General features: G+C 71.0%; 26 protein-coding genes and 1 pseudogene. 6 read left to right on the top strand and 21 right to left on the bottom strand.

Annotated elements, in window-relative coordinates; all coding sequences use genetic code 11:
* Window positions 1-14 precede the first annotated feature (14 nt).
* The 3 genes from ABZT04_RS25175 to ABZT04_RS25185 are packed head-to-tail and all read left to right on the top strand — an operon-like array spanning window position 15 to window position 1,692.
* On the top strand, window positions 15-674 hold the full coding sequence (locus ABZT04_RS25175) for a nucleotidyltransferase family protein (RefSeq protein ID WP_356059230.1): 660 nt from the start codon (window positions 15-17) through the stop codon (window positions 672-674).
* A complete protein-coding gene (locus tag ABZT04_RS25180) occupies window positions 671-961 on the top strand; it encodes a hypothetical protein (protein ID WP_356059231.1) in 291 nt (96 codons plus the stop codon). Before ABZT04_RS25175 ends, ABZT04_RS25180 begins: the two co-directional genes overlap by 4 nt.
* Window positions 958-1,692, top strand: coding sequence for a metallophosphoesterase (locus tag ABZT04_RS25185; protein WP_356059232.1), 735 nt, complete (start codon window positions 958-960; stop codon window positions 1,690-1,692). Before ABZT04_RS25180 ends, ABZT04_RS25185 begins: the two co-directional genes overlap by 4 nt.
* Window positions 1,693-1,700: 8 nt before the next feature.
* On the opposite strand, the gene ABZT04_RS25190 is transcribed toward ABZT04_RS25185, so the two are convergent.
* The gene (locus ABZT04_RS25190) at window positions 1,701-3,173 is read right to left on the bottom strand and encodes an ornithine decarboxylase (RefSeq protein ID WP_356059233.1); all 1,473 of its coding nucleotides are present in this window, start codon (window positions 3,171-3,173) and stop codon (window positions 1,701-1,703) included.
* A gap of 128 nt (window positions 3,174-3,301) precedes the next feature.
* Between ABZT04_RS25190 and ABZT04_RS25195 the strand changes: the two genes are divergently transcribed.
* Both ABZT04_RS25195 and ABZT04_RS25200 read left to right on the top strand, forming a co-directional pair.
* The gene (locus tag ABZT04_RS25195) at window positions 3,302-4,651 is read left to right on the top strand and encodes an ATP-grasp domain-containing protein (RefSeq protein ID WP_356059234.1); all 1,350 of its coding nucleotides are present in this window, start codon (window positions 3,302-3,304) and stop codon (window positions 4,649-4,651) included.
* Between the two features lie 32 nt (window positions 4,652-4,683).
* Window positions 4,684-6,735: a CocE/NonD family hydrolase gene (locus tag ABZT04_RS25200; protein WP_356059235.1), complete on the top strand. Its 2,052-nt coding sequence runs from the start codon at window positions 4,684-4,686 to the stop codon at window positions 6,733-6,735.
* Here ABZT04_RS25200 and ABZT04_RS25205 read toward each other — a convergent pair.
* From ABZT04_RS25205 to ABZT04_RS25235, 7 genes and pseudogenes are all read right to left on the bottom strand, one after another.
* Window positions 6,644-6,892: pseudogene (locus ABZT04_RS25205) on the bottom strand (hypothetical protein); the annotation flags it as partial. The gene ABZT04_RS25200 and the pseudogene ABZT04_RS25205 sit on opposite strands and share 92 nt — an antisense overlap.
* Before the next feature lie 214 nt (window positions 6,893-7,106).
* Window positions 7,107-7,358: a hypothetical protein gene (locus tag ABZT04_RS25210; protein ID WP_356059236.1), complete on the bottom strand. Its 252-nt coding sequence runs from the start codon at window positions 7,356-7,358 to the stop codon at window positions 7,107-7,109.
* A 454-nt stretch (window positions 7,359-7,812) separates the two neighbouring features.
* Complete coding sequence (gene nrfD / locus ABZT04_RS25215) at window positions 7,813-8,790, bottom strand: NrfD/PsrC family molybdoenzyme membrane anchor subunit (RefSeq protein WP_356059237.1); 978 nt, start codon at window positions 8,788-8,790, stop codon at window positions 7,813-7,815.
* Window positions 8,787-9,695, bottom strand: coding sequence for a 4Fe-4S dicluster domain-containing protein (locus tag ABZT04_RS25220; protein ID WP_356059238.1), 909 nt, complete (start codon window positions 9,693-9,695; stop codon window positions 8,787-8,789). The genes nrfD and ABZT04_RS25220 overlap by 4 nt, the downstream gene beginning before the upstream one ends.
* Entirely contained in the window at window positions 9,692-12,937 is a 3,246-nt protein-coding gene (fdh, locus tag ABZT04_RS25225) for a formate dehydrogenase (protein WP_356059239.1), read from the bottom strand. Before fdh ends, ABZT04_RS25220 begins: the two co-directional genes overlap by 4 nt.
* Window positions 12,938-12,978: 41 nt before the next feature.
* Window positions 12,979-13,140, bottom strand: a complete 162-nt coding sequence (locus ABZT04_RS25230) for a hydrophobic protein (RefSeq protein WP_356059240.1) — start codon at window positions 13,138-13,140, stop codon at window positions 12,979-12,981.
* Window positions 13,141-13,259: 119 nt separating this feature from the next.
* Window positions 13,260-13,484: a DUF5133 domain-containing protein gene (locus ABZT04_RS25235; protein WP_356059241.1), complete on the bottom strand. Its 225-nt coding sequence runs from the start codon at window positions 13,482-13,484 to the stop codon at window positions 13,260-13,262.
* Between the two features lie 240 nt (window positions 13,485-13,724).
* On the opposite strand from ABZT04_RS25235, the gene ABZT04_RS25240 reads away from it, so the two are divergent.
* Entirely contained in the window at window positions 13,725-14,561 is an 837-nt protein-coding gene (locus ABZT04_RS25240; protein WP_356059242.1) for an ANTAR domain-containing protein, read from the top strand.
* Here ABZT04_RS25240 and ABZT04_RS25245 read toward each other — a convergent pair.
* The 13 genes from ABZT04_RS25245 to ABZT04_RS25305 form a co-directional block, all read right to left on the bottom strand.
* Window positions 14,548-15,438 carry a DUF72 domain-containing protein gene (locus ABZT04_RS25245; protein ID WP_356059243.1) on the bottom strand — a complete coding sequence of 297 codons (891 nt, stop codon included), beginning with the start codon at window positions 15,436-15,438 and terminating at the stop codon, window positions 14,548-14,550. The two genes, ABZT04_RS25240 and ABZT04_RS25245, sit on opposite strands and share 14 nt — an antisense overlap.
* 76 nt (window positions 15,439-15,514) lie before the next feature.
* The gene (locus ABZT04_RS25250; RefSeq protein WP_356059244.1) at window positions 15,515-16,225 is read right to left on the bottom strand and encodes a glycosyltransferase; all 711 of its coding nucleotides are present in this window, start codon (window positions 16,223-16,225) and stop codon (window positions 15,515-15,517) included.
* Complete coding sequence (locus tag ABZT04_RS25255; protein ID WP_356059245.1) at window positions 16,222-16,848, bottom strand: SAM-dependent methyltransferase; 627 nt, start codon at window positions 16,846-16,848, stop codon at window positions 16,222-16,224. Before ABZT04_RS25255 ends, ABZT04_RS25250 begins: the two co-directional genes overlap by 4 nt.
* Complete coding sequence (locus tag ABZT04_RS25260) at window positions 16,845-17,609, bottom strand: PIG-L family deacetylase (RefSeq protein WP_356059246.1); 765 nt, start codon at window positions 17,607-17,609, stop codon at window positions 16,845-16,847. The genes ABZT04_RS25255 and ABZT04_RS25260 overlap by 4 nt, the downstream gene beginning before the upstream one ends.
* Window positions 17,606-18,688, bottom strand: a complete 1,083-nt coding sequence (locus tag ABZT04_RS25265; protein WP_356059247.1) for an acyl-CoA dehydrogenase — start codon at window positions 18,686-18,688, stop codon at window positions 17,606-17,608. The genes ABZT04_RS25260 and ABZT04_RS25265 overlap by 4 nt, the downstream gene beginning before the upstream one ends.
* A 231-nt stretch (window positions 18,689-18,919) precedes the next feature.
* The gene (locus tag ABZT04_RS25270) at window positions 18,920-19,330 is read right to left on the bottom strand and encodes a hypothetical protein (protein WP_356059248.1); all 411 of its coding nucleotides are present in this window, start codon (window positions 19,328-19,330) and stop codon (window positions 18,920-18,922) included.
* 72 nt (window positions 19,331-19,402) lie between these two features.
* Complete coding sequence (locus tag ABZT04_RS25275) at window positions 19,403-20,005, bottom strand: hypothetical protein (RefSeq protein ID WP_356059249.1); 603 nt, start codon at window positions 20,003-20,005, stop codon at window positions 19,403-19,405.
* A gap of 5 nt (window positions 20,006-20,010) precedes the next feature.
* Complete coding sequence (locus tag ABZT04_RS25280; RefSeq protein WP_356059250.1) at window positions 20,011-20,883, bottom strand: carbohydrate ABC transporter permease; 873 nt, start codon at window positions 20,881-20,883, stop codon at window positions 20,011-20,013.
* A complete protein-coding gene (locus ABZT04_RS25285) occupies window positions 20,880-21,824 on the bottom strand; it encodes a sugar ABC transporter permease (RefSeq protein ID WP_356059251.1) in 945 nt (314 codons plus the stop codon). Before ABZT04_RS25285 ends, ABZT04_RS25280 begins: the two co-directional genes overlap by 4 nt.
* The gene (locus tag ABZT04_RS25290) at window positions 21,821-23,104 is read right to left on the bottom strand and encodes an ABC transporter substrate-binding protein (RefSeq protein WP_356059252.1); all 1,284 of its coding nucleotides are present in this window, start codon (window positions 23,102-23,104) and stop codon (window positions 21,821-21,823) included. Before ABZT04_RS25290 ends, ABZT04_RS25285 begins: the two co-directional genes overlap by 4 nt.
* Window positions 23,105-23,160: 56 nt before the next feature.
* Window positions 23,161-23,922 carry a cupin gene (locus ABZT04_RS25295; RefSeq protein WP_356059278.1) on the bottom strand — a complete coding sequence of 254 codons (762 nt, stop codon included), beginning with the start codon at window positions 23,920-23,922 and terminating at the stop codon, window positions 23,161-23,163.
* Window positions 23,919-24,845, bottom strand: coding sequence for a PmoA family protein (locus ABZT04_RS25300; RefSeq protein ID WP_356059253.1), 927 nt, complete (start codon window positions 24,843-24,845; stop codon window positions 23,919-23,921). The genes ABZT04_RS25295 and ABZT04_RS25300 overlap by 4 nt, the downstream gene beginning before the upstream one ends.
* On the bottom strand, window positions 24,842-25,996 hold the full coding sequence (locus ABZT04_RS25305; protein WP_356059254.1) for a Gfo/Idh/MocA family oxidoreductase: 1,155 nt from the start codon (window positions 25,994-25,996) through the stop codon (window positions 24,842-24,844). The genes ABZT04_RS25300 and ABZT04_RS25305 overlap by 4 nt, the downstream gene beginning before the upstream one ends.
* Window positions 25,997-26,400: the final 404 nt, after the last annotated feature.

Raw genomic sequence — 26,400 nt, forward strand, 5'->3', positions numbered from 1 at the left:
ACGGAGGCGGAGGCATGTCCGAGGTGAACGACGCCGCCATGGACGACGGCGGCACCGTGACCGATCTGCGTCCCGCGGTAGCGCGGGGCGTGGCGGACGGGCCTCCGCCCGATCGCCACCAGGCGATCCTGGAGGCGGCCAAACAGGTCGGCTCGCTGCTGAAACGCGACGGCCACCGCTTCGCCCTCGCCGGCAGCGCGGCCGTCTACGCCCACGGCGGACCTGGCCGTCTCGGGCACGACGCCGACTTCTGCGTACGGCGGGAGGACGCGGAGGCCGTCGCCGCCACGCTCACCGAAGCGGGCCTGACGGTCGTCGAACCGCCGGAGGACTGGCTGTGGAAGGCGAAGTGCCGGGACCAGGACATCGACCTGCTCTTCGAGATGGCCCATCGGCCGGTGACGTCCGAGCTGCTGGACCGGGCGGTTGAACTGCCCCTGGACTCCGTGCACATGCCGGTGCTGGACGCCACCGACCTTCTGTGGAGTCTGCTGGCGTCCTTCTCCGAGCACCACTGCGACTTCGGCGCGGTGCTGCCCATCGCACGGGAGCTGCGCGAGAAGGTCGACTGGGAGCGGGTCCGCGCGGAGTGCGCGGGCGCGCCGATGCCGGAGGCCTTTCTCTATCTCCTGGAGCGACTGCGGGTGATCACGCCGGTGAGGAGACCCTCATGACGGACCGAGGAGGAGAGCGGGGCGCCGCTACGGGGCAGCCGGCCACCAACATCGAGTACCGGATCGCCCAGTTGGAGAACCGGCTGGCCTCGGGCGAATGCGGCGAACTGGGCCTGCGCGTCGAGACGCACGGCGCGGCCGTGACCGTCCGGGGGATCGTGCCCACCGCCGTGTGCCGCGAGGAAGTGCTGCGCACGGTCCGCCGGGAACTGGCCGGGCTCACCGTGCACACGGACATCGGCGTCGCCGAGGTCGTCCCGCCCGAGAGCCCGGAGGACCTGCCATGATCCGCGTCGCGGCCGTGGGTGACATCCACATGGGCCCGGACAGCAAAGGGCTCCTCAGGCCCGCGTTCGACACCCTGCCGGACCATGCCGACCTGCTGCTCCTCGCGGGAGACCTCACCCGGCACGGCACACCCGAGGAGGCACGAGTGGTCGCCGGTGAGCTGTCCGGTCTCGCCGTGCCGGTCGTCGCCGTCCTCGGCAACCACGACCACCACGACGAGAAACCGGAAGAGGTCACCGCCATCCTCCGTGACGAGGGCGTGCGGGTGCTGGAAGGCGAGGGGACGGTCCTCGAGGTCGACGGCGAGCGCGTCGGTGTCGCGGGGACCAAGGGGTTCGGCGGCGGCTTCGCCGGACGGTGCGGCAGCGAGTTCGGCGAACCGCTGATGAAGGAGTTCGTCCGCTACAGCCGCCGGTGCGCGGACGGACTGCGGGGGAGTCTGGAAGCGCTGGCACGGGAGGGGTGCGCGGTGCGGATCGCCCTCACGCACTTCTCACCGGTTCCCGACACCCTGGCGGGCGAGCCCCTCGAAATCTATCCCTTCCTCGGCAGCTACCTGCTGGCGGAGGCCATGGACACCGCGGGCGCCGACCTCGCCGTGCACGGCCACGCCCACGCCGGTACGGAACACGGTATGACCGGCGGAGGCGTACGCGTACGAAATGTCGCACAGCCGGTCATCCGCAGGGCGTTCAGCGTCTACCACCTCCACGTCGCCGGAGAAGGCTGAGCAGGGGGTCACGAGGAAGCCACGACACGGACCGTCCTGAGGCGCGGGTCCGCCGCGTCGGGCAGGTTCATGCCGGCCTCGACGCCGGTGGTCAGGTAGCGCAGGACGGGTTCGGTGAGACGTTCGCCAGGGAGGACCGCCGGGATGCCCGGCGGGTACGGCGTGATCATCTCTGCCGCGATCCGCCCGACGGCCTGCTCGGTGGCGACGTCCGTATGCGCGTCGAAGTACGCGTCACGGGGCAGGAGGGCCTGGTCCATCCGTAGTTCGGCCGGAGCCGGGACGGCTACCTGGGGGCCGCCGCGCAGTTCGTCGGCATGAGTCCGGAGATCCTTGAGCGCGTCGAGGAGACGACCGGTGGTTTCCTCGTCGTCGGCGTGGGTGAGCTGCGCGCTGATCCGCCGGTGGTCGAAGAGGTGGGCATCGATGTGGTGGTGTGCGCGGAGCCGGTCCGCGGCCCGGTAGCCCGTGACCCCCAGGGCGCTGATGTCGATGACGACGGGGAGGGGGTCGAACTCGGCGGCGAGCCCGGGGCCGCAGAAGTCCTCGGCGTCCTCGACATGGAAGCCGCCCAGTTCCTCGATGGCGCCACGCGTACGCTTCGCGAGCTCCAAGGCGTGGCTCAACAGCTCGTGACCGTGCTGGACCATCTGACGGCGCCAGGCGTCGATGCCGGCGTAGATGAGGACGTTCGGGCTGGTGGTACCCAGCAGGTCGGCTCGGGACGCGAGAGTGGCGGGGTCGATGAGGTCGCCCTGGAGGTGGAAGACCGAGCCCTGCTCCAGGCCGCTGCCCATCTTGTGAATGCTGGTGACACAGACGTCGGCACCCGAGTCCATGGCCCAAGTGGGGAGGTCGTCGTGGAAGGGGAGGTGGGCGCCCCACGCCTCGTCCACGATCAGGGGCTTGCCCCGCCGGTGACAGACCTCCGCGACCGCGCGGAGATCGGCCGCGGCGCCGTAGGGGGTGGGGCTGGTGATCAGGGCGCCGTCGGCTTCGGGGTGCAGGGTGAACGCCTTCTCGTACGCCTCAGCCGACGGCGGGTGGGCGAGGTGCCGGGTGGCGTCCCACGCGGGTTCGACCCAGACGGGTTCGACGCCGGAGAGGATCAGCCCGGCGATGACGGACTTGTGGGCGTCCCGGCCGACGAGGAGGCTGTTGCCCGGGCAGGTCACGGCCAGCATGGCGGCCTTTACGGACAGGGAGCTGCCGCAGGTCGAGAAGAACGTGTGGTCCGCGTGCACGGCGTGCGCCATCAGTTTCTCGGCCCGTTCCAGAACCCCGTCCCGTTCGAGCCGGTCGTCGAGTCCGCCGGTGGCCAGGACGTCGCCGTAGAAGACGGCGTCCCCCAGGACCCGACGGGCCCGCGGGTCGGCACCGCGGGCCTGCTTGTGCCCCGGGGGAGTGAAGGCCAGCTCCTTCGCGGAGTGATAGCGGTCGAGCGCGTCCAGGATGGGTGCTTCATCGTGGTTTGTGCCCATGTCCCACGCGTTCCCCGCAGCCGCGCCAGTCATGCCGGACCGCGCCGCGTTCGCGTACCCACCACGCGTTCGCCCCATGCCCGCGGCCGAACCGTGCGGTTCACGACGATCTCCGGGGGTACGCGGCGATGAATCCAGCCCCCGACCGAAAGGCAGCCGTAGTGCGTGAGCAGACGCGGAAGAACATCTTCGTGGTGGGTCTCGACGAGGCGAACCTCCGCACGCTCCGGGCCGTGCCCGACGCGGACTTGTACCGGTTCCATCAACTGCTGTCGATCGACGAGCTTCAGGAGGGCGAGGTCTCCGTTCCCCGGCTGATGGACAGGGCCCGCGCCGTGCTCGACGCCCACGACGGCAGCGTCGACGCCATCGTCGGCTACTGGGACTTCCCGGTCAGCACCCTCGTCCCGATGCTCGGCAGCGAGTACGGAACCCGCACCACCAGCCTCGAATCCGTCGTCAAGTGCGAGCACAAATACTGGAGTCGGCTGGAGCAACGACAGGTCATCGACGAGTATCCGAACTTCGGCCGCGTCGACCTGGACAGCGACGATCCACGACCGCCCGAGGGCGTCGACTTCCCCATGTGGCTCAAGCCGGCCCTGTCGTACTCCTCCGAACTGGCCTACGGCGTCTCGGACATAGAGGAGTTCCGCACGGCCGTCGCGGAGATACGCAAGGGCATCGCCCGGGTCGGCAGACCATTCGACACGATTCTCGAACTCCTCGACCTGCCCGAGGAGATGAAGGGAATCGGCGGACAAGTGTGCCTCGCCGAGGAGGCGATGACGGGCATTCAGGTCGCCGTAGAGGGCTACGTGTACAAGGGCGAGGTCACCGTGTACGGCGTGCTCGACTCCATCAACTACCCGAACTCGTCGAGCTTTCTGCGCCACCAGTACCCCAGCACCCTGCCCGCCGACGTGATCCGGCGACTGCACGACGTCAGCGAACGCACCATGCGCCGGATCGGCATGGACTCGGCCACCTTCAGCATCGAGTACTTCTACGACCCGAAGACCGGCGGGATCAGCCTGCTGGAGATCAACCCCCGCCACTCCCAGTCCCACGCCGAGCTGTTCGAGTACGTGGACGGCATCCCGAACCACCACCGCATGCTCAGTCTGGCCCTCGGACAGGATCCCGCGCTGCCGGCCGGACAGGGCCCGTACCGGCTGGCGGCCAAGTGGTACTACCGCTGGTTCGGCGACGGCATGGTTCACCAGGTGCCGACCGCGGAGGAGATCGCCGCCATCGAGCGGGACATCCCGGGAGTGCGCGTCGACATCGTCCCCCAGGAAGGGCAGAAGCTCTCCTCGATCTCCCAACAGGACAGCTACAGCTACGAGGTGGCCCACATCTTCACCGGCGGGGACGACGAGCAGGACCTGCGGCGCAAGTTCGACCGCTGCGTCGCCGCCCTCGGCCTCACCTTCGACCACACGGCACCGGGCGGGCGCGACACGAAGACCAAGTGAGCGCCACCCCGGGAAAGGAACAGCGCACCGACATGCGACACGTGGACCAACTCCCGTACGCGATCCAGGAACAGAGCCACGTCACCATCCCGATGTCCGACGGAGTACGACTCTCCGCGCGGATCTGGCGGCCGATCTCCTCCGACCAGGAACCCGTACCGGCCGTCCTCGAATACATCCCGTACCGCAAGAACGACCTGACCTCCACCCGTGACGCCATCCACCATCCCTACATCGCCGGACACGGCTACGCCTGCGTCCGGGTCGACCTGCGGGGCACCGGGGAGTCGGAGGGCGTCCTCCTGGACGAGTACCTGGAACAGGAGCAGAGCGACGCGGAAGAGGCCCTCGCCTGGCTCGCCGACCAGCCGTGGTGCGACGGGACGACGGGCATGATGGGGATCTCCTGGGGCGCTTTCGCCGCACTCCAGGTCGCCGCCCGACAGCCTCCGAGCCTCGCCGCCATCGTCATCGCGTCCTTCACCGACGACCGGTACGCGGACGACATGCACTACCTCGGCGGAGCGATGCTCTCCGACAACCTCGCGGAGGCGGGCACCATGTTCGCCTACGCCACCTGCCCGCCGGACCCCTCCGTCGTCGGCGAACGGTGGCGGGACATGTGGCACGAACGCCTGGAGTCCGCCCGTCCATGGGTCCTGGAGTGGCTGCGCCACCAGCACCGCGACGCCTACTGGCGACACGCCTCGCTCAGCGAGGACTACGGCTCCCTGCGCTGCCCCGTGCTCGCGTCCAGCGGCTGGGCCGACGGATACTCCAACGCCGTGACCCGGCTGCTGGCTCATGTGGACGTCCCCCGCAAGGGACTCGTCGGCCCCTGGTCGCACAAGCTCCCGCACCTCGGTGAACCCGGGCCCGCGATCGGCTACCTCCAGGAAGTCGTCCGCTGGTGGGACCACTGGCTCAAGGGCATCGACAACGGCGTCATGGACGGTCCCGTGCTGCGCGCCTGGATGCAGGAGAGCGTGCCCCCGTCGACGTCGTACGAGGAACGACCCGGCCGCTGGGTCGGGGAGCCGAGCTGGCCGTCCCCCCACATCCGCGACGTGACATATCCGCTGCGGGACCGCGCCGTAGTCATGGGCGACGGCGACGGCGACTCCGGCGAGGCGGAAGAGTCTCGGCCGGACCGGGTGCACGACGTCCAATCGCCCTTGTCCGTAGGGCAGTTCGCGGGGAAGTGGGCCTCCTACAACGCACCGCCCGACCTCCCCTACGACCAGCGGGAGGAGGACGGAGGCTCACTCGTCTTCCAGTCCGAACCCCTTGCCGAACGGATGGAGATCCTCGGCTCCCCGTACGTCGACCTCGACCTGGCGTCGAGCGGCCCGGCGGCACAGGTCATCGCCCGGCTGTCGGACGTCGCCCCCGACGGCCGCGCCACCCGCGTGACCTACGGCGTCCTCGATCTCACCCACCGGGACACGCTGGAGGAGTCGCGCCCCCTGGAACCCGGCCGGCGCTACCGCGTACGCGTCCCGCTCAACGGCGTGGCCCAGGTCTTCCCGCCCGGCCACAGCATCCGCGTCTCCCTCTCCACCTCGTACTGGCCGCTGGTCTGGCCGGCACCCGAACCCGTCCGGCTGAGCGTCCACGAGAGCGGATCGTCGCTCACCCTGCCGGTCAGGCCGCTCGACGAGCCGGACGAGATGCCGAGGACACCGTTCGGCGAGCCGGAGGGCTGCGCGCCCCCGGCCGTCACGAGGCTCACCGAACCCGAACAGGCCTGGACCGTCTCCAGGAACCTGGTCGACTACCACTCCACACTCGACATCGTGAAGGACCGTGGCCTGCAACGCTACGAGGCCAACGGCATCGAGGTCGGCCTGCGCGCCTGCGAGCGGTACAGCTCGGTCGCCGACGACTTCGGCTCACCGACCGGTCGATCCGACTGGACCATGCGCTTCCGACGCCCCGACTGGGACATCCGGGTGGAGACCCACACCGAACTGACCGCGGACCGGGACCACTTCATCGTCGACGCGACGCTGGATGGTTACGAGGGGGACCGCAGGGTGTTCTCCAGGACTTGGAACGAGAAGGTCCCCCGGTCCGCCCCGTGACCGCGGGCCGGGGCGAGCCCGGTCGCTCGCGTAGGGCCTCGCGCTGGGGCGCGACTGTGTACCCGGGGTCTTCGGCGGAGGGGACACCGGCGGCGAAGACGTCGAAGCGGATGCGGGCGGACTCCGCCAGCAGGGCGGCGCCACCTGCTACCGCTGCGCGGGCAGCGGCGCAGCGCAGATCGCGCCGGCCGCGCCGTTGGCGGTCGGCGGTCCGTCCCGTGAGCGTGGGTCAGGGCGACCCAGCCGCTCGCGTAGCGCCTTCTGCTGGGGCACGACCGCGTATCCGCGGGTCCTTGGCGGAGGTGATACGTGCGGCGAAGACGTCGAAGCGGATGCAGGCGGACCCCGTCGGGGCAGGGTGGCGCCACCTGCTACCGCTGCGCGGGCAGCGGCGCAGCGCAGATCGCGCCGGCCGCGTCGATGGCGGTCGGCGGTCCGTCCTGTGTGGGCGCGGGTCGGGGCGACCCCAGCCGGTCGCGTAGCGCCTTCTGCTGGGGCACGTCCGCGTATCGCGGGTCCTTGGCGGAGGCGATACGTGCGGCGAAGACGTCGAAGCGGATGCGGGCGGACCCCGTCGGGGCAGGGTGGCGCCACCCGCTACCGCCGCGCGGGCAGCGGCGCACCGCAGATCGCGCCAGCCGCGTCGATGGCGGTCGGCGGTCCGTCCCGTGGGCGCGGGTCAGGGCGACCCGGCCGCTCGCGTAGCGCCTTCTGCTGCGACCCGTCCGTGTAGCGGGGGTGCTCGTCGGAGGTGAGGCTCGCGGTGAAGGCGCCGAACCGGGTGCAGGCGGAGCCCGCCAGTGCGGGGGCCGGGGCCCGCCCGGTGGCAACAGCGCACCGCGGTCCGCGCCGACGGCGGTTAGTGGTCCGCCCGGTGAGCGCGCGTCAGGGTGAGCCCTGCCGCTGGGGCACGACCATGTAGGGGGGATCCTCGCCGGAGGCGGCACCGGCGGCGAAGGCGCCGAAGCGGGTGCAGGCGGACCCCGCCGTAGTGTGGCACCGCTCGCCGTCGCCGTGCGGCTGCAACAGCGCACCGCAGATCGCAGCGGCCGCGCCGGTCCATCCCGTAAGCGTGCGTCAGGGCGAGCCCTGCCGCACGCGCAGCGCCTCCCGTTGCGGCGCGACCGTGTACCGGGGGTCCTCGGCCGAGGCGACACCCGCGGCGAAGACGCCGAAGCGCGTGCAGGCGGAACCCGCCAGCAGGGCCACACCGCTCGCCGCCGCGACCGGCCGGGCCGTGCGCCGCGGCAGCAGCGCGCCGCAGACTGCGCCCGCCGCGCCCATGGCCGTCAGTAGACGCGCTGCCCTCAGCAGCGTTCCGGCGCGGCCCTCCCGGAGGGTCTCGGCGACCATGCCGAGTCGCCGTTCCATGCGGTCGGAGACCAGTTGCTCGGCGGCTGCCGCGAACAGAGCGGCTGAGCGGGCCGGGGCCGACTCGCCGGCCGGTGCCACCACGAGTGCCATGCCCGCCGCTGCTGCGGTCGCCGATGCCGCGAACAGATACGGGAGTTCGCGGTGCGCGCCGTGCCACGCGGGTACCGCGGTGTCGGCGGCCAGGACCGCCGTGTACGTGGCGACCACCGGGCCCAGCAGTGCCGCGCCGGCCGTGGCCGCGGTGCCTGTCCTGGGCAGTCGGCCGGTTACCGCGGTGAGGGCGGCCACGCCTGCCGCCGGGCCGTAGGCGGCCAGGACCCATGAACCGACGCTCATCGGCGAGGTCGGCTTGAGGACGCGCAGCATGTTCGGGAAACGGCTCGGCCGGCCGAGGTCGTTGACCAGGGCCGCGGCTGAGAGGGAGACCGCGACCAGGGAGGACGCCTTCATGCCGGTGGCGAGCGTGGTGCGGCCGGTCAGGTGCGCGCCGGCCGCCAGTACCGAGCCGGCGCCCGCCAGTCCGCCCAGGAAGAAGTAGCCCGCGATGTCCCGCGCCGCCCAGGACGGCGCCTTGACGACGGGCCTGCCGTAGTACGACTCGAACTCGGCGCGGGGGACCATGAGTTGTTCGCCGCCACGGCGCTTCCCCCTGCGCCCACGTCCGTCGGCGGGGCCGGTCATCGGGTCCTCCCTCGACGCAGGACGGCCGGCAGTGCGAAGGACACGGCGAGGCCGCCCACCAGGGACAGGGCCGCCGCGCCCGCGTGTTTCCACATGGCGGGCAGGTCACGGGTGGTGACGACCGGGTCCGGTGGCAGCCCGTAGACCTCGGGCTCGTCGAGGAGCAGGAAGAACGCGCCGTCGCCGCCGACCCCGTCGTCCGGCTCGTGGCCGTACAACCGGGCACCCGGCACGCCGGACTCCTGAAGCTGCTCGACCCGCAGCGCGGCTCGCTCGCGCAGTTCGTCGAGTGGGCCGAACTGGATGGACTCGGTCGGGCACGCCTTGGCGCAGGCCGGTTCCTGGCCCGCGCCGAGGCGGTCGTAGCACATCGTGCACTTGAACGCCCGTCCGTCCGTGGGGCGTTGCTCGATGACGCCGTAGGGGCAGGCGGGTACGCAGTATCCGCAGCCGTTGCAGATGTCCTCCTGGACCACGACGGTGCCGAACTCGGTGCGGAAGAGGGACCCGGTGGGGCAGACGTCCAGGCAGGCGGCGTGGGTGCAGTGTTTGCAGACGTCGGACGACATCAGCCACCGTACGTCTCCCGTCGTCGGCTCCGTTGTGCCCTGGGCGAGCGGGAGTTGGGTTCGGCCCTCGGGCTCGGGGACCTGCTGTTCGATGAAGGCGACGTGCCGCCAGGTGGAGGCGCCGAGTCCCTGGGTGTTGTCGTAGCTCATCCCGGTGAGGGAGAGACCGTCCTCGGGGATCGCGTTCCATTCCTTGCAGGCGACCTCGCATGCCTTGCAGCCGATGCAGACGGAGGTGTCGGTGAAGAAGCCGACCCGGGGCGGCGGCTCGGGGTGCCCGGCGTCCCGCGCGGGATCGGGTTCGACACCGCTCAACAGGTGCTGGTGGTCGCTCACTTGCGGCTCTCCGTCCCGGTGGTGTCAGTGATGCCCGCCCGCCGCCGGTACTCGGCGACCAGCTCCGGCAGCGCGGGCCCTCGTGGCCTGCGGCCGGGCCGGATGTCGGCGGTGAGGGCCTTGTCCTCCTGGATGTGCGCGTTGGGGTCGAGCGCCATGGCGACGAGCTCGTTGGCCGCGTCGCCGGTGGCGATCCCGTTGGGACCCCAGTGGAAGGGCAGCCCGATCTGGTGCACCGTACGGCCGTGCACCGTAAGGGGTTTGAGCCGCGGCGTCACCAACACCCGTGCCTCGACGGCGTTGCGCGCGGTGATGACGGTCGCCCAGCCGGTGTGCTTCAACCCCCGCTCGGCGGCGAGCTGCGGGGAGACCTCGCAGAAGAACTCCGGCTGGAGTTCGGAGAGATGGGGCGACCAGCGGCTCATGCCGCCCGCCGTGAAGTGCTCGGTCAGCCGGTGTGTGGTGACCACGTAGGGGTAGACCTCCGCCCCCGGTTCGTCCCCGCTGGGGTGGTAGCGGTTGCCCTCGCGCGGCAGGAGCCGGCGTACGGGGGAGCGGGGTGTCGCGGGATAGAGGGCGTTGGTGAACGGCGAGTCCTGCGGCTCGTAGTGGGTCGGCAGCGGGCCGTCCTCCAGACCGGCCGGCGCGTACAGCCAGCCCTTGCCGTCGGCCTGCATGATGAACGGGTCGTCGCCGCGCAGGGCGTCCGGTCCCGTCGCGTCCTCCGGCGGCACGTAGCCGGGGGCACGGTCGGGCACGAAGTCCGGGATGTCGCGGCCGGTCCACTTCTCCTCGCCCTCGTCCCACCACACATAGGCCTTGCGATCGCTCCACGGTGTGCCGTCGGGAGCCGCGGAGGCCCGGTTGTAGAGGATGCGGCGGTTGGCGGGCCAGGACCACGCCCACTCGGCGGCCACCCAGTCCTGCTCGGTGTGCGGTTTACGGCGGGCCGCCTGGTTGACGCCGTCCGCGAAGACACCGCAGTAGATCCAGCAGCCGCACCGGGTCGAGCCGTCGTCCTTCAGCTCCGTGTACGCGGACAGGGGTTTCCCGTCCGGGCCGCGCCCGTTGATCTCCGCGAGGACCGCCGCCGAGACCGGCTCCCGCAGCGGGCCGTCCACCGGATAGTCCCAGGTCAGGTCATGGATGGGCTGGTCCATCGGATCGGTGGAGTCGGCCAGCCGCGCCTTGATGCGGCGGCCCAGGTGGTACATGAACCACAGGTCGCTGCGGGCGTCGCCCTCGGGTTCGACCGCCGCGTGGTGCCATTGGAGCCAGCGGTTGGTGTTGGTGAAGGAACCGGACTTCTCGGTGTGGGCGGCGGCGGGGAAGAAGAACACCTCGGTCGCGATGTCCTCGGTGCGCAGCTCACCCGTCTCGATCTCGGGCCCGTCCTGCCACCAGGTCGCCGACTCGATCAGCGAGAAGTCGCGGACCACCAGCCACTCCAGGTTGGCCATGCCGAGCCGCTGGAGACGGGTGTTGGCGGAGCCCACGGCCGGGTTCTCACCCATCAGGAAGTAGCCCTTGCAGACCCCGTCGAGCTGGGCCATGACGGTGTCGTACGTCGAGTGGGACCCGGTAAGGCGTGGCAGATGGTCGAAGCAGAAGTCGTTGTCGGCGGTGGCCGCGTCGCCGTAGTACGCCTTGAGCAGACTGACGAAGTAGGCCCGCATGTTGCCCCAGAAGCCCTTCTCCGTACGGCTGGCCTCGATGAACGCGTCCAGGTCCTCGTGGGCGTGGGCATGGGGCATCGGCAGATAGCCGGGCAGCAGGTTGAACAGCGTGGGGATGTCGCTCGAACCCTGGATGGAGGCGTGACCGCGCAGGGCCTGGATGCCGCCGCCGGGGCGCCCGATGTTGCCGAGCAGCAGTTGGAGGATGCTCGCGGCGCGGATGTACTGCGAGCCGACCGAGTGCTGGGTCCAGCCGACCGCGTAGGCGAACGCGCTGGTCCGCTCCCGCCCCGAGTTCTCGGTCAGGGCGTCGCACACCTCGAGGAACAGCTCGCGCGGCACCCCGCACGTCTCCTCCACCAACTCCGGTGTGTAGCGGGCGTAATGGCGTTTGAGGATCTGGTACACGCAGCGCGGATGGCTGAGCGTCTCGTCGCGGGCCGCGCGGTGTTCGGCCTGTGCCCCTCCCGAGCCGTGCGTCTCCGCGCCGCCGGGGGTGGGCGCGAACTCCTCGTACTGCTCGTCCACGTCACCGGCCGGCGCCTGGACCTCGGCCCCCTCGTACTGCCAGGACGCCGGGTCGTAATGGTGGCCCTCCTCGTCCAGGCCGGAGAAGACTCCGCCGAGTTCCTCGGTGTCGCGGAAGTCCTCACCGACCAGGGTCGCCGCGTTGGTGTAGGCGAGCACGTACTCGCGGAAGTCCTTGCCCTCGCTCAGGACGTGGTTGATGATCCCGCCGAGGAAGGCGATGTCACTGCCGGCGCGGATCGGGACATGGAGGTCGGCGAGCGCGCTGGTGCGGGTGAAGCGTGGATCGACGTGGATGATCCGGGCCCCGCGCGCCTTGGCCTCCATCACCCACTGGAAGCCGACCGGGTGGGCCTCCGCGAAGTTCGAACCCTGGATGACGATGCAGTCGGAGTGCTGGAGGTCCTGCATGAACGTGGTCGCGCCGCCGCGCCCGAACGACGTACCGAGGCCCGCCACGGTGGAGCTGTGGCAGACCCGCGCCTGGTTCTCCACCTGGACCACGCCGAGTCCCGTCAGCAGCTTCTTGATCAGGTAGTTCTCCTCGTTGTCGAGGGTGGCGCCGCCGAGACTCGCGATGCCGAGCGTGCGGGCGGTGCGCAGCCCGTCCCGCTCCCACTCCCAGGTGCGGCGGCGCGTCTCGACGACCCGGTCGGCCACCATGTCCATGGCGGTCTCCAGGTCCAACGGCTCCCAGTCCGTGGCGTGCGGACGCCGGTACAGCACCTGGTGGCGGCGGGCGGAACCGGTGGTGAGCTGGAGGGTCGCCGAGCCCTTCGGGCAGAGCCTGCCGCGGCTGATGGGGGAGTCCGGGTCACCTTCGATCTGTACGACCTTGTCGTCCTTGACGTAGACCTGCTGGCCGCAGCCGACGGCGCAGTAGGGGCAGACGGAGCGGACCACCCGTTCGGCCTCGTCCGTACGGGGCCGCAGGCCCTCGGTGGTGGCCGACATGGCGGCGCGGCCCCGGCCCAGGCGGTCGCTGCCGGTCAGTTGACGGTAGACGGGCCAGTCCTGGACCCAACCGCGCACGCCCATCGGGTGTCCTCTCGTCGTCGTTCGGCGGGGGGCGGACGGACCTACCAGCGGTACCAGCGGCCGCCACCGCCCCGGGGGCGGGCGACGAAGCCGATCACCCACAGCACGATCACGACGATCGCGATCCACCACAGCACGTTGACCGCGAAACCCGCGCCGAAAAGGATCAGAGCCAGCAGAAGAACGAGAAGCAGAGGGATCATGGGTGCCACCTCCAGGCCGGCATGTGCCGGGCGCTCCGTCGGCGCATGCGGTTCCGCGCCGATTCCACTGTCCCCCGAGTGGCCCGAAATCTCTCTTGCTAACGAACGCCGACGGGAAATCATCCGACGACGGAGTCGTCCTCCGGCCGAGCGCCCGGTAGCCCGTTGCGGGCGGCGATCACGGCCGCGTCGATGTCGCTGGTCCCCGTGGCCAGGCACAGGCTGTAGGAGACGTCCAGCAGGCGCCGCTGGACATCGGGGCCCGAATGCTCCGCGTCCAGGACGCGCAGGGAGTCGTACTCGGCGAGCAGCCCGTTGAGTACGACGGGGTGGGCCAGCAGCATGAAGTTCTCCTTGCCTGACGAAACCGGTGAGGTCCGGTTCCGGACGGATACGCGGAGCACCGGATACCCCATCCGGAGGCGGCTATCCGGGGGATGACCATGGACCGTGAAATGGATACGGTCTGGGAGTGCTTGGGAAGTAGGCACATGCGCGTGGACCACCAGCGCCCCGGCTGATGCCGGAGGTCGCTCCGTCCGCGTGGGATTCCGTGTGTCTGGTTCTGGAAAGTGGAGATCGCCGTGACCTACGACGAACTGCCCTCGTCGACCGAGAAGACCCCGCGGGTGGAGGCCCGCTCGCTCCGGGAACGGGTGGTGAGCCTGGAGAAGCAGATCCGGGCCCGCTCCCAAGTCGCGCTGGCCCAGGGCGTGTTGATGGGGCGGTACGGCCTGGCGGACCCGGAGGAGGCGTTCGCGCTGATGCGGGCCGCGTCGCAGCGCGCCAACATCAAGCTCCACCAGATCGCCACCGCCCTCGCGACGACCACCGCGCCCGCGGCGGGTGCTCCCCTGTGGTTCCCCGACCGCACCCGCACCGCCGCCCCCTCGCTGGCGGACCTCCGGGCCGGGACGCTCGACGCGAGGAACCAGGGCCAGGTGCTGACCGCGGCGCTGGGCCGGGTGCTGGAGATGTCCGGTGGCGACGCGGGCAACGCCCAACTGGCCGAGGGCGGGGTGCTGCGTATGGAGAGACATCAGGGCCACCCACAGGCGTTCACGGACTACTTCGCCTTCGTCGAGGACGGCACATCGTGCTCCCGCGCCGCGCATGTGGCACGCCAGGTGACCGTACGCGACATCGCGGTCACCGACGTGTTCGACGAGGAGACGCGCCAGGTCATCCTCGAAAGCGGCAGCCGCGCCTGCCACAGCGTTCCGCTCAGCGGGCCGGACGGAACCGTGCGAGGGGTCATCTCCAGCCATCACGCCCGCCCGGTCACGGGGTTCGCCCGCACGCAGCTGGTCGCCTTCGACCAGGTCCGGCAGGTGGTCGGGGAGTGGCTGCAGTGGTACCGCAGCACCGTCGTCCTGGACGCGCTGGAAGACCTCCACCACAGCGCGGTCAACCGATCCTGACTTCGGGGCCACCGGGCCGAGCGGTCACGGCAGAGGATCCGAGCAGCCGTGTCATGGCCTCGGCGGCTCGTACGGCGGCGTCGGCGCAGCAGTTGTTGAACAGGACGTGCACGTGCTCGGCCCGATCGGCGAGGGCGCGCAACCGGGGCACCCAATCGGCGAGTTCATCCTCGCTGTACTCGTACCGGAAGCGGTCCTCCTTGCTTCCCCGCCCCCACTCGGTACTGCGGCCGTGGAACCGCACGACCGACAGCCGGCCGGTGGTGAGAGGGGTGGCGGGCGGCAGAGCGGACGGCAGCGACTGGTTCATGTCGACGCCGACCGCCGCCATGCCGTGACCCGCCAGGAGGGCCCGGGTGGCCTCGGCCTGTTCACCGCGCCACCAGGCGGGATGCCGGAACTCCACGGCAACCGGCCAGGAGCGGGTCCGTCGGGCGGTGCGGGCGAGGAACTCCTCGGCTCGTTCGCCGGGCCGTAGCCACGGCGGGAACTGGAAGAGGACGCTCCCCAGCCGTCCGGCGTGACGCAACGGCTCGATCCCGGCCGCGAACCGCGCCCACACCTCGTCGAGGACTTCCGGGTCGCGGGGATCGGCAGGCAGTCCCTCGGGCAGCGCGGACCGGGCCGTCGGGTGTCCGGTGAGCAGGGAGAACGCCTTGACGTCGAAGGTGAAGGCGTCCGGCGTCCGCTCCACCCACAGATGGCTGTTGCGCTCGCTGGGCAGCCCGTAGTACGTCGAGTCGACCTCGACGACGGGGAACCGCTCGGCGTAGTACCGCAGCCGCTTCTCCGCGTCCCGTTGCCCTCTCGGGTACCAGCCGCTGCGGACCAGCGCCGGATCGGTCCAGGAACAGGTGCCCACCAGGATGTCTCCCATAAGGGCCCGGTACCCGCGTCGAGTGCGGGCAAGGGTGCCTTCCTCGCGCCTCAACCGCCTTTGCCGGAGCCGACGTTCAGGGCACAAGGCCCGCCGACCGTGACATCGCCGCGAGATGGTCGCCGAAGCCATGACGGGCCCGGGGGCGCAGTCGCGGCGAGGTGAGCACGGGGCAGTGGGCCGAACGCAGCACCCGGTGGCCACGTCTTTCCAGCGCTTCGACCAGGGCCCGGTCCTCGCCGGTGGCCAGGGGCGGGAAGCCGCCCACGTCCAGATAGGAGGCCGCGCCGATACCGAGGTTCGCGCCGTGCACATGGGGATGGCACCAGGTGGCCCGGCCCGCCGGGCGGGTCTGCTCGTACTGGCGACGGTGGGCGGCGGCCAGGGACGAGGAGGGCGGCAGGACGACGGTGCCCACCACCGCCTGCCAGCCTTCGCGGGCCCGGGCCACCTGATACGCGAGCCAGCCGGCCGGGACGGTGCTGTCCGCGTCCGTGGTGGCGACCCAGACCGCCCCGCAGTGGTGCGCGCGCCGGTCGAGGGCGCGCCGGATCCCGATGTGCCGGGCCAGGCCGGGGTTGCGGCAGTCGGTGGTGACGACGACGGCACCGGCCGCGCGGGCGAGCACGGCCGTACGGTCCCGGCAGGCGTCCGCCACCACGACCGTCGACACCCGGACACCGGCGAGCCCGGGATGACGGGCGGCCATGGCGACCGCTTCCAGGGCGGCCGGCAGCAGCGCCTCCTCATTGTGGGCGGGGATGACGACGGCCAGGTCCGCGATCACACCAGTCCCTCTCCCGCCGCGACCGAGACGGCCCCGCCTCCATCCGGGCCGATGCGCTGGTGGACCTGGAGGACGAAGTCCTGCTCGCGGTGGTCGGCGAGCAGGCCGAGCCCCGGCTGCCGGGCGAGACGGCGGGCGACATCGGTGCCGGTGGCGAGATGCTCGGGCACGGGATGGTCCCAGTGGACGGTGACCAGGGTCCCGCCGGGATCCAGCGCCGCCACCGACAACTCCAGCAACCGGTCCAGAGCGGGAGCGTCGAGGTAGTAGAGGAGTTCCGACAGGACGATCAGGTCGAAGGTCCCGGGCGGCCACTCCTCGGGCACCAGCATGCGCCGGACCTCGACATGGGCCAGGTCGCGGGTGCGGTTCCGGGCGGTGACCGCCGCCGACTCCACCCGGTCACAGGCGAGCAGCGTGTCGCAGCGATCGGCCAGCCGACGGGTCAACTCGCCCACCGAGCAGCCCGGTTCGAAAGCACGCCGATAGCGGGGCAGCGGCAGCGCGGCGACGGTCAGTTCGTACTTACGGCGCTCGTACCAGCGCCGCGACAGGCTCCACGGGTCGTCGGTGTCGTGGTACATGGCGTCGAAGTAGGCGTCCGGGGTGCGAGGGCGCGTCATCCGAACACCACCTCCCAGCCGCGCAGATGGTGGGCGAGTTCCTCCGGGGGCAGCACGGCCCTGTCCTGCGGGGCGGGGCCGAGCGGCCGGATCTGGGTGGCGAAACGATCGACCGCCGCCGCCTTGCGGGCCTGTACGGCGGCCGGAAGCGTGATCCGTGCCGCCTGCTCCCAGGGCACCCGTGGATCACCGGGCTCGGCCCAGTGCCACATCCACACCGGATAGAGCCGGCACGGCACGGACATCGCGCGGGACGCCGTGAGGGCCGCGCGTCCCACGGCCTCATGGTCGGCGTGCACATCGCCTGTCCACGGGGCGACACACAGGGCGGCACCGCGCAGGACCTCCGCCAGAGAGCCGGCGAGGCGGTCCTCGTGCTCGGCCACCCGCGTGTCGGGCAGCCCGAGCCGTACCACCTCCGCCCGATTCGCTCCCAGCGCCCGGAGTGCCTCGCGCAGTTCGTCCGCGCGGAGGGCGGCGAGCCGGCCGGGGGTGACCTGGGTGCTGTGCGGATGGGAGCCCTCCCCGTCCGTGGCCGACACCACCGTCACCGCGAGTCCGGCGTCCACCAGCAGGGCGATGGTGCCGCCCATGCCGAGAACCTCGTCGTCCGGGTGGGCGGCGACCACCACCACCCGTCCCGCCGCCGGGAGTTCGTACTCCGGCATCCGGTGCCACCCCTGCCAGTCCCGCCACCGCCGCTCGTCGGTGCCGGGAGCCTGGATGGGATCGGCGTGCTCCTCCTCGTACCGGGCCTTCACCGGTCCGCTCCGGCGCCGCGCGTCACCATCGCGCCCAGGGCCGCGAGGTCCCGCTCGGCATGGTGCTGGCGGATGTAGACGGCGAGATCGGCGGCGGCCCGCGCGTGTCTTCCGTCATGGCACAGAGGCCCTGCTCCCAAGGCCCGGCCCACATGGTCCAGCACGTCGGCGCACACCTCGGCGACCAGCGAGCGCACCCGCAGAGCGCGCAGAGCGGCCGTGTCGCCCCGGTCCTGCGGGTCGGCGTCGATCTCCGCCGCCGCCCGGAGCAGCGCCGTTCCCGCCGTGTGCAGGCGCAGGTCCACCGCGCCGGCGTGCGCGTCGACGAACGGATCGTCACGCCCCTCGGCCCGCTCGAACAGGGCCTGCGCCACCGCCTGCGCCCCGCCGTACCAACAGGCGGCCACACCGACACCGCCATGATGGAAACCGGGCCGCCGCACATACGCCTCCACGCCGCCGACCGGGACGGCGGGCACCTCGGTGAACCGGATGTCCGGGCTGTCGCTGCCCGCCATGCCGACCGCCTGCCAGGTGTCGGCCACCGGGCGGCATCCGGCGCGTGTCCCCGGTCCGGCCTCCGCGGCCGTGAACGGGGCGCTCGGCCTACCGGTCCTGACCGCGAACAGCCGACGGCCGTCCTCAGCCTTGGCGGTGACCAGGGCGTGCGTGCAACTGTGCGCTCCGGAGCAGTACTTCTTGAGTCCGTTGAGCACCCAGCCGTCCGCCGACCGCGTGGCGGTGAGTCCCGAGCCAGGAGGCTCGGCCGCCCACACGCCCCAGTACTGTCCGGGCCCGACGCCCTCACCCCCGAGTTCGGCGAGGATCGCCACCGCGTCCAGATGGCCCTCCACCAGACGGGCGACGCACAGATCCTCGCGGGCGACCGCGCTCAGCGTGTCGAACCGCTCGGCCGTGCGACCACTCCCGGGCAGCGGACACGCGGCCCCGTCGACCGCCAGGGCATCCACACGACGGGCGAAGGCCTCCTCCACAGCAGCGCTGTGGAGGAGGGGGCCGTCGTGGTGCCAGTCGCCGGCGGAACGGAGACGGGCCGAAGGTGTGGTCAGCTCCTGCATCGGTGGGACTCCTCGCTCTGCGTCCGCCGGCACCCGGCTCCGGCCTCCTGAGCTGTGCCGGTAACCCGCACCTCTGGGTGCCCCTGGATCACAGGACTACACATGGCCGACGGGGGCCCGGACCGTGTTCGGCGTCCCGGGATCGACCCAGGAACTGCGGGGACACGTGAACGGCCCCGCCGGAGCGGGGCCGTTCACTGTGGGGGGCGATGCACCATCGCGGGCTCGGCTTCAGCAGGACGGCAGCGGGTTCGTCTCGTCGTAGACGTCACTGTCCTTCACGAAGCCCCAGCCGCCGTGGCTGCGGTGCGGGCTGTCGGCCAGCGTGTAGATCCAGCGGTAGGGGTGAGGACCGCCGCCGCCCGTGTAGTCGCCCTCGTATCGGCAGGTGAACCAGTTGGTGGTGCTGTTGAGGTAGCCGACGGTCTCTCCGTCCCACTCGACACGGATTCCCGCCTTGTTGTTGCACCACCAGTGGTTGGTGGCGCTCTGATCGCGCAGGCAGGCGGACGCGGTCGTGCGGGCGGCCGCGTCGCTCCCGGAGGGCTGTGCGACGGCGGCACTCGTCAAGGTGCTGACAAGGATGAAGGCGCAGGCCACGGCGCCTGCGAGTCGGCCGGCACGGGGCGAGGTCCTGGTCATGGGCATCCCGAGGTAGGTGACGTGGACGGCCCTCAACCTCACAGACCCGCGCGTGACGTGCCACCAATTCCATCATCGTCGAAAGGCGTTTGCGGTCCGTCGGACCTGAACCGCCGTCAGCGCCAACGCCAGCGGCCCGGGAGCCAGGAACGCCAGCGGCACCAGCATCCAGGCACACAGGGCAGCCGCCGCCACCGCGAGCAGCACCAATGCGCTGCCCCCGGCATCGTGTACGGCGTCTCCGGCGGCCTCCCGTACGGCCGCCGTCCAGTCGGTGAGCGCCTCGGGGCGGGCGCAGGCTCGCAGGCCCACCACCAGGGCAGCCGCGCCGATGGCCGCTGCCACGACCGCGAACAGCGGAGCCCCCGGCAGTCCGGCCCTCGCGAGGGCGAGGTCCGCGACCACCAGCAGGGCCCCGGTCAGGGCGACGGCGCCCGCCGCGAGGTCGCCGGGCCGCAGCCGCTGTCGTAGCACCGCCAAGTACCGTCCGGCGGTGGCCGGTTGGCCATCACCCGCACCGCGCAGGACCGCGCACGCGGTGGACAGCGTGGCCGGGATCGTGACCACGGGCAGGGACAGCAGGGCCGTGAGCAGGCCGATGCTGAGCATGTCGGCGAAGAGGGTCATACGGGGGCCGAAGACCTCGCCCGGATCCCGCGAGGACGTGTCGCGCATGCCGCTCACCCCTTGAGTCCGGAGCTGGCCACGCCCTCGACCAGGAAGCGCTGGAAGGCGAGGAAGAACAGCACGATCGGCAGCAGCGCGATCACCGACATCGCGAACATAGGGCCGAACGCCGACTGGCTGGAGGCGTCGACGAACGACTGCAACGCGAGGGTGAGGGTGAACTTCTGCGGGTCGAAGAGGTAGATCAGTTGGGTGAAGAAGTCGTTCCAGGTCCAGATGAACGTGAAGATCGCCGTGGTGATCAGCGCGGGGCGGGTCAGCGGCAGGACGATCTGGAAGAAACTGCGGAACGGACCGCAGCCGTCGATCCGGGCCGCCTCCTCCAACTCCCGTGGCAGACCGCGCATGAACTGCACGATCAGGAACACGAAGAAGGCTTCCGTGGCGAGGAACTTCGGGAGGATCAGCGGCCAGTAGGTGTTCACCAGGCCGAGCTTGTTGAAGATGATGTACTGCGGGATCAGCACCGCGTGGTGCGGCAGCATGATCGTCGCGATCATGAACGCGAACAGCGGGCCGCGGAAGCGGAAGCGCAGGCGGGCGAACGCGTACGCGGTGAGGGAACAACTGATGACGTTCCCGATCACCGCACCGCCCGCGATCAGCAGCGAGTTGCCGAGCAGCCGCCAGACGGAGACGTCGTTCACGCCGTCCAGGGCGGTCGTGTAGTTCGACCATTCCAGGTGGCTGGGCAGCAGGTTGAGGCTCGCGATGACCTCGTCGGCCGGCTTGAGCGAGGTCGCCAGCAGCCAGGCCAGCGGATAGAGCATGACCAGCAGCGCGGCCAGACAGCCGACGTGCAGGGCGACCCGGTTCCAGCGAACAACCTTGCGTGGCGCGGCTGTTGATGTCGATACGGCGGTCATCGGTCCCCCTCGGACGCGTAGAAGACCCAGGAGCGCGAGGTACGGAACAACACCGCCGTGACGGCGCCGATGGCGAGCAGCAGCACCCAGGCCATGGCGGAGGCGTAGCCCATGTGGGAGGCGACGAAGCCCCGGTCGTAGAGGTAGAGGGTGTAGACGAGGGTCGAGTCGGCGGGGCCGCCCTTGCCCGCACTGAGGGCGAAGGCGGGTGTGAAGACCTGGAAGGCCTGGATGGTCTGGAGCACCAGGTTGAAGAAGACCACGGGGGACAGCATCGGCACGGTGATGGACAGGAACTGCCGCCATCTCCCGGCCCCGTCCACCGACGCCGCCTCGTACAGCTCGACCGGGATCTGCTGGAGACCGGCCAGGAAGATCACCATCGGCGCGCCGAACTGCCAGACCGACAGCAGCGCCACGGCCAGCAGCGACCAGCCCGGCCTGGTGACCCAGCCGCCGGTACCGAAGAGGTGGTCCACCGTGCCGCCGTCGTTGAAGATCGCCCGCCAGACCAGCGCGATGGACATCGACGCGCCGAGCAGCGAGGGCGCGTAGAAGGCGGAGCGGTAGAAGCCCTTGCCGCGCTTCATGGTTTTGAGGGCGAGCGCGACGACGAGGGCGAACGCGAGTTGGAGGGGTACGGCGATGACGACGTAGGTGAGGGTCGTCATGACCGATCGCCAGTAGCGCGGGTCCTCGGTGAACATCTGCACGTAGTTGCGCAGCCCCACCCAGTGCGGCGGGTTGAACAAGTCGTAGTCGGTGAAGGAGAGATACAGCGAGACGGCCATCGGCAGCAGCGTCAGGACGCTCGCGCCGAGCAGCCAGGGCGAGAGGAACACCCAGGCGGCGCCTTCGCGTTGGCGCTTCGGGCGGCGCTTCGAGGCGGGGGTGGGCCTGGAGGGGCGCGCGGTGGGTACGGGGATGTCGGTGGTGGTCATGACCTCAGCTCCGCCTTGGCCTCGGTGATGTAGTCCTTGGCCGCCGCGTGCGGCGACATGAGGTCGAACGACACCTGCTCGTAGTCGCGTTGGAAGGTGGTCTGCAGTGAGTTGTCACCGGTGGGCGGGGCCTGCGGCGGGTCCTTGAGAGTGCCTTCCACGGACGCCTGGTAGTCGGAGATCGTCTTGCCGAAGTCCGTCAACCGCCCGGCGGTCTGCTCGCGGACGGTCTCGTTGACGGGGATGCCACGGGTGGCGCCGAGGACCTTCGCCGCCTGCTCGTCGTTGATGAGGAAGTCGATGAGTTCGGCGGCCTCCTTCGGATGGCCGGTGCGGGCCGCGGCACCGAGGAACATCGACGGCTTGTAGTACTGACCGGGGGTGCCGTCCGTGCCCGACGGCATCGGCGCCAGCGCGATGCCTCCCTTGACGAGTGCCACGTAACCGCTCGCGGGGGCATCCCAGTTGAAGTCGGAGGTGGCCTTGCCGCGACCGAGCGGGGTGTTCTCCACGGAGCCGTCGAGCTGGGTGTTCTGCTCGGCGGGGGAGACCGCGCCCTCCTTGCTGAGCGCGTGGGTGAAGGTCCAGTAGCGGGCGAGGTCGTCGGCGGTGAAGGCGAGGTTGCCGTCCTTGGTGTAGAGCGCCTTGCCCTGGCCGCGCAGCCACACCTCGAAGAAGTCCTCGCTCCAGCCCGGGTCGGTGCCGCCCGGCTGCCCCGTCTTCTTCGCCAGCGCGCGCATGGAGTCCGCCCAGTCGCTCCAGGTCCAGCCCTTGCTCGGGAGCGGCACTCCGGTCGCCTTCCAGGCGGCGACGTCGTAGACCATGGTCTCGGTGCCCCGGCCCTGCGGGATCGCGTACAGGGTGTCGCCCACCTTGCCGGTGGCCAGCAGACCCTTGTCGATCTCGTCGGTGCGCAGGACGTCCTTGACCTTGCCGAGGTCGAGGAGGACGTGCCCGAGGGCGTACTGGTCGATCTGGCGGTAGTCGAGCTGCATCACGTCGGGCGCGTCGCCTCCCGTGGCCTGGACGGCGAGCTTCTGCTTGTAGGAGCCGAAGTCCGAGAACGACGTCTGCACCTGGATGTTCGGGTGCTCCTTCTCGAACAGGGCGACGGCCTGGTCGGTGCGTTCCGCGCGGTCGGGGTTGCCCCACCACGTGTACCGCAGCACGATCTTGCCGCCGGCGACCGATTCCCCGGAGCCTCCGCATCCGGCCAGCAACGCGCAGAGCGCGAGTGCGAGAGCCGTTGCGCAGAACCCCGTTGTCCTGTGTCCGGGCATACCGACGTGTCCCTTCCTCTCCTCTGTCGTCTTCCGGGCCCCCTCCGAATCCGCCGCTACTCGCCGCCGTACGGCAGCGTCGTCCCCGGCAGGTTGTACTCGTCCCTGCGACCGCACATCCCGAACCCGCCGAGGCGGGTCGGCGCGGTCTCGTGCGCGGTCGCCTCGCCGAGATACGACGGCTCGCCGGCCGCCAGCGCGTCGAGCTGGGCGCCGGTGCGCTCGGCGGTCGCCAACGCGCCGGCCCGCCACAGCTCGCGCCAGTTCGGGACCTTCGCGCGCACCAACTCGGCGGCGGCGCGCTGGAATTGGAGATACGGGCCGTTGTCACCGGCGGCCAGGGCCGCGCGCAGCGGTTGGTATCCCTCGACGGCGAGATCCCGGCGGCGCCGTGCTGCGGCAGCGGTGTCCGGGCCGGTGCCGGGCGGGAGCGTGGCCGCCGCCGCGTACCGCTCCGGGTCGGCGAGCACCTCGGGCGGGAAGGTGAAGACGGCGTCCCCGGCCTCCGGCAGCCCGCTGTTCTGCATCAGCACGGTGATCCGCAGATCGCCGCCCTGCACCATGCGGTGCACGGTCCCCGGCGTGAACCAGGCGACCGAGCCCGCCTCCAGCGGGATGTCCCGGTAGCCGTCGGGGCTGAGCGTCTGCACCGCGCCCCGGCCGCCGGTGACGACGTACGCCTCCGTGCAGACCAGGTGGAGATGCGGGCTGCCGCCGCACACACCGTCGGCGGCCTCCCAGTCGTAGGCGCTGAGATGGGAGAGGCCGATGGCGCCGGGGAGCGGGTGGGGGAGTTCCGGCTTGGCGGGTTTGGTCACCACGGCAGACCCTCCAGGTGGTTGGCGACCCGCTCGCGGTCCCAGGCGCCGTCGGCGACGACCACCCGGTAGCGGTAGGCGAATGACTCGCCGGGCGGTAGCTCGAACTCCTCGAAGAACGCCCAGGAGAACGCGACGGTCGGGATCGGCTCGGAGCGCACGAACCAGTGCGACTCGTGGATCGCGCCGCGGGTGTCGAGGTTCTCGGGCGCGTGCGCGAACATGATCGTCGAATGGCCGTCGACGTCGTCGTGTTCGGCGGTGAAGGCGAGCCACGGACCCTGCGATCCCATCAGCTTCTCGGTGTCCGCGTCGGTGTCCGGCGCGAAGGCGGTGCCCCCGGTGAAGTCGCGCGGACCGCGCCACTGCAGACTGGTGTAACCGGCCAACTCCCGTCCCTCGGTGGTCGGTGAGCCGAAGGCGAGGGGTTCATCGCGGACGTTGGTGAGCCGGATCGACCAGTCCAGGGCCCAGGCGCCAGCCTCCTCGTCGACGGAGTGGACGGCCAACTCCCGTACTTCACGCGCCCATTCCGCGCCGCCGTTCTCCACCCAGGTGAGTTCCTCGGTGAAGGCCAACCGGTCGTCGGTGACGGTCAGTTCGGGGAACCCGTCGTGCCGTATCGAGCCGACGCGCTCGGGCTGCGGGAGGTAACCCTGGCCGTGCACATAGCAGTTGCCGCCCCAGAAGTTCTGGCCGGAGAGATGACTGGCCGTCATCTGGAAGCCCTTGTGCCAGCGGTGGTCGCTCGGGCGGTACCCCGTCACCGTACGACCGGAGAGGGTGCGCACCGGGTGGGCGTACGGCTTGCGCGCCTCGAAGGCCTCGGGATCGGGACGGTAGACGTAGCGGAAGATCTCCGTGCCGTTCGCGGCCTCGACGGCGAGGTGGTCGCCGTGGACGTGGCTGACCCGGATTGTCATGCGCGCTCCTTGGGGGCCCAGTGGGGGTGGTCGCCGTGCATGGCCTGGTAGAAGGAATCGCCCGGTGTGATCTCGCCCGCGTGGACGGGCCGCCCGGTGAACGCCGACTTGTAGAGGGCGGCGGCGAATTCGAGGGTGGCGCGGGCGTCGGGTCCGCTGCCCGGCGGCCTGACACCCTTGTCCAACGCGTCGAGGAGGGCACCGAGTTGGGCCGAGTGCGAGCTGGGCACGTCGGTGTCGGGGACGCGCCAGGCCGCGGCACGCTCGGCGGTCACGTGCGGTGCGGGGGTGTAGACCCAGTCCTCGTTGCGGTGGCCGTAGAGGTGAGTGAGTTCGACGGTCGCGTCGGCGCAGTCGATACGGATCCGGCTCACCTCGTCGGGGGACAGCACGCTGTTGACCACGGTGGCCAGGGCCCCGTTCTCGAACCGCACCAGGGCGGTGGAGACGTCCTCGCTCTCGGTGTCGTGGACCAGCCGGGCGGCCATCGCCCGGATCTCCGTCCACGGCCCGAGCAGATGCAGCAGCAGGTCGTACTGGTGGATGCCGTGGCCCATGGTCGGGCCGCCGCCCTCACTGGCCCACGTCCCACGCCACGGGACCGCGTAGTACGCGGCGTCCCGGTGCCAGGTGGTCTGGCAGTGCGCGACGCGCGGAGCGCCCAACTCGCCGCTCGCGAGAAGCCGTTGCGCGTGGACGGCCCCGGACCCGTACCGGTGCTGGAAGACCACGGAGGCGTACGCGCCCGACGCCTCCTCCGCCGCCGCGACCTCGTCGTACTCGGCGAGCGACAACGTCAACGGCTTCTCGCACAACACCCAGGCCCCGGCCTTGAGCGCCGCCACCGTCTGCTCCCGGTGCAGCGACGGCGGCGTACCGATGAGCACCAGATCGGGGCGTACGGCGTCCAGCATCGCGTCCGCCGAGGTGTAACCGGCGACTTCGGCGCCCGCGACGTCACCAGCGAGCTGCCGGAAGGCGTCGAGCCGGTCCTGGTCCACGTCCACGGCGGCGACCAGTTCCGCCCGCGAGGAGTGGGCCCTGAGCGCGGGCAGATGGCTGCCGGTGACGATGCCGCCGGTGCCGATGACGGCTACGCGGTGGGGGGTGGGGTGCGAGGGGAGTGAGGCGGGTGGGGGGAGTGGGGGCATGCGGGTCTCCTCGGGCCGGCCTGGGGAGCGGCGCGACAGGTACGCGGAAAGCGCTTGCTTCTGGAGGGTGACCCTAGATGTCGACCGAATGTCCGGACAACCCCTCTGCGACAACATTCGGAGATCCATCCTCCGTTTACATTCTCTCCACAAGTGACGCCGTGCTGTCTGGCGCGGCGACGGGAGCTGGGGGTTTTGGCAGCCGCGGCCTCGTTGATGCGCTCACGGCGGTGCACGTCTGTCTCTCGGTAGCCGCGGTTCGCGCGTCCGTGGTGTCGGCGGGTTGTCGGCGGTCGATGGTGTCTGTCGCCGCACTGTCGGCGTTCTGTCGGCGGCGCCTGGAACGTTCGCTGGAGGTCCTGTCGGGCGCGCGGCCCGGCAGGCGCGAACACACGAGGGACGAC

The organism is Streptomyces sp. NPDC005492 (assembly GCF_040605995.1).
Lineage (GTDB): Bacteria > Actinomycetota > Actinomycetes > Streptomycetales > Streptomycetaceae > Streptomyces.

What these genes read in the sequence shown, in the direction of transcription:
- ABZT04_RS25175 (WP_356059230.1), top strand. Translation starts at nt 15, where the DNA reads ATGTCCGAGGTGAACGACGCCGCCATGGACGACGGCGGCACCGTGACC.
- ABZT04_RS25180 (WP_356059231.1), top strand. Translation starts at nt 671, where the DNA reads ATGACGGACCGAGGAGGAGAGCGGGGCGCCGCTACGGGGCAGCCGGCC.
- ABZT04_RS25185 (WP_356059232.1), top strand. Translation starts at nt 958, where the DNA reads ATGATCCGCGTCGCGGCCGTGGGTGACATCCACATGGGCCCGGACAGC.
- ABZT04_RS25190 (WP_356059233.1), bottom strand. Translation starts at nt 3,173, where the DNA reads ATGGGCACAAACCACGATGAAGCACCCATCCTGGACGCGCTCGACCGC.
- ABZT04_RS25195 (WP_356059234.1), top strand. Translation starts at nt 3,302, where the DNA reads ATGAATCCAGCCCCCGACCGAAAGGCAGCCGTAGTGCGTGAGCAGACG.
- ABZT04_RS25200 (WP_356059235.1), top strand. Translation starts at nt 4,684, where the DNA reads ATGCGACACGTGGACCAACTCCCGTACGCGATCCAGGAACAGAGCCAC.
- nrfD (WP_356059237.1), bottom strand. Translation starts at nt 8,790, where the DNA reads ATGACCGGCCCCGCCGACGGACGTGGGCGCAGGGGGAAGCGCCGTGGC.
- fdh (WP_356059239.1), bottom strand. Translation starts at nt 12,937, where the DNA reads ATGGGCGTGCGCGGTTGGGTCCAGGACTGGCCCGTCTACCGTCAACTG.
- ABZT04_RS25230 (WP_356059240.1), bottom strand. Translation starts at nt 13,140, where the DNA reads ATGATCCCTCTGCTTCTCGTTCTTCTGCTGGCTCTGATCCTTTTCGGC.
- ABZT04_RS25235 (WP_356059241.1), bottom strand. Translation starts at nt 13,484, where the DNA reads ATGCTGCTGGCCCACCCCGTCGTACTCAACGGGCTGCTCGCCGAGTAC.
- ABZT04_RS25245 (WP_356059243.1), bottom strand. Translation starts at nt 15,438, where the DNA reads ATGGGAGACATCCTGGTGGGCACCTGTTCCTGGACCGATCCGGCGCTG.
- ABZT04_RS25255 (WP_356059245.1), bottom strand. Translation starts at nt 16,848, where the DNA reads ATGACGCGCCCTCGCACCCCGGACGCCTACTTCGACGCCATGTACCAC.
- ABZT04_RS25265 (WP_356059247.1), bottom strand. Translation starts at nt 18,688, where the DNA reads ATGCAGGAGCTGACCACACCTTCGGCCCGTCTCCGTTCCGCCGGCGAC.
- ABZT04_RS25270 (WP_356059248.1), bottom strand. Translation starts at nt 19,330, where the DNA reads ATGACCAGGACCTCGCCCCGTGCCGGCCGACTCGCAGGCGCCGTGGCC.
- ABZT04_RS25275 (WP_356059249.1), bottom strand. Translation starts at nt 20,005, where the DNA reads ATGCGCGACACGTCCTCGCGGGATCCGGGCGAGGTCTTCGGCCCCCGT.
- ABZT04_RS25280 (WP_356059250.1), bottom strand. Translation starts at nt 20,883, where the DNA reads ATGACCGCCGTATCGACATCAACAGCCGCGCCACGCAAGGTTGTTCGC.
- ABZT04_RS25285 (WP_356059251.1), bottom strand. Translation starts at nt 21,824, where the DNA reads ATGACCACCACCGACATCCCCGTACCCACCGCGCGCCCCTCCAGGCCC.
- ABZT04_RS25290 (WP_356059252.1), bottom strand. Translation starts at nt 23,104, where the DNA reads ATGCCCGGACACAGGACAACGGGGTTCTGCGCAACGGCTCTCGCACTC.
- ABZT04_RS25300 (WP_356059253.1), bottom strand. Translation starts at nt 24,845, where the DNA reads ATGACAATCCGGGTCAGCCACGTCCACGGCGACCACCTCGCCGTCGAG.
- ABZT04_RS25305 (WP_356059254.1), bottom strand. Translation starts at nt 25,996, where the DNA reads ATGCCCCCACTCCCCCCACCCGCCTCACTCCCCTCGCACCCCACCCCC.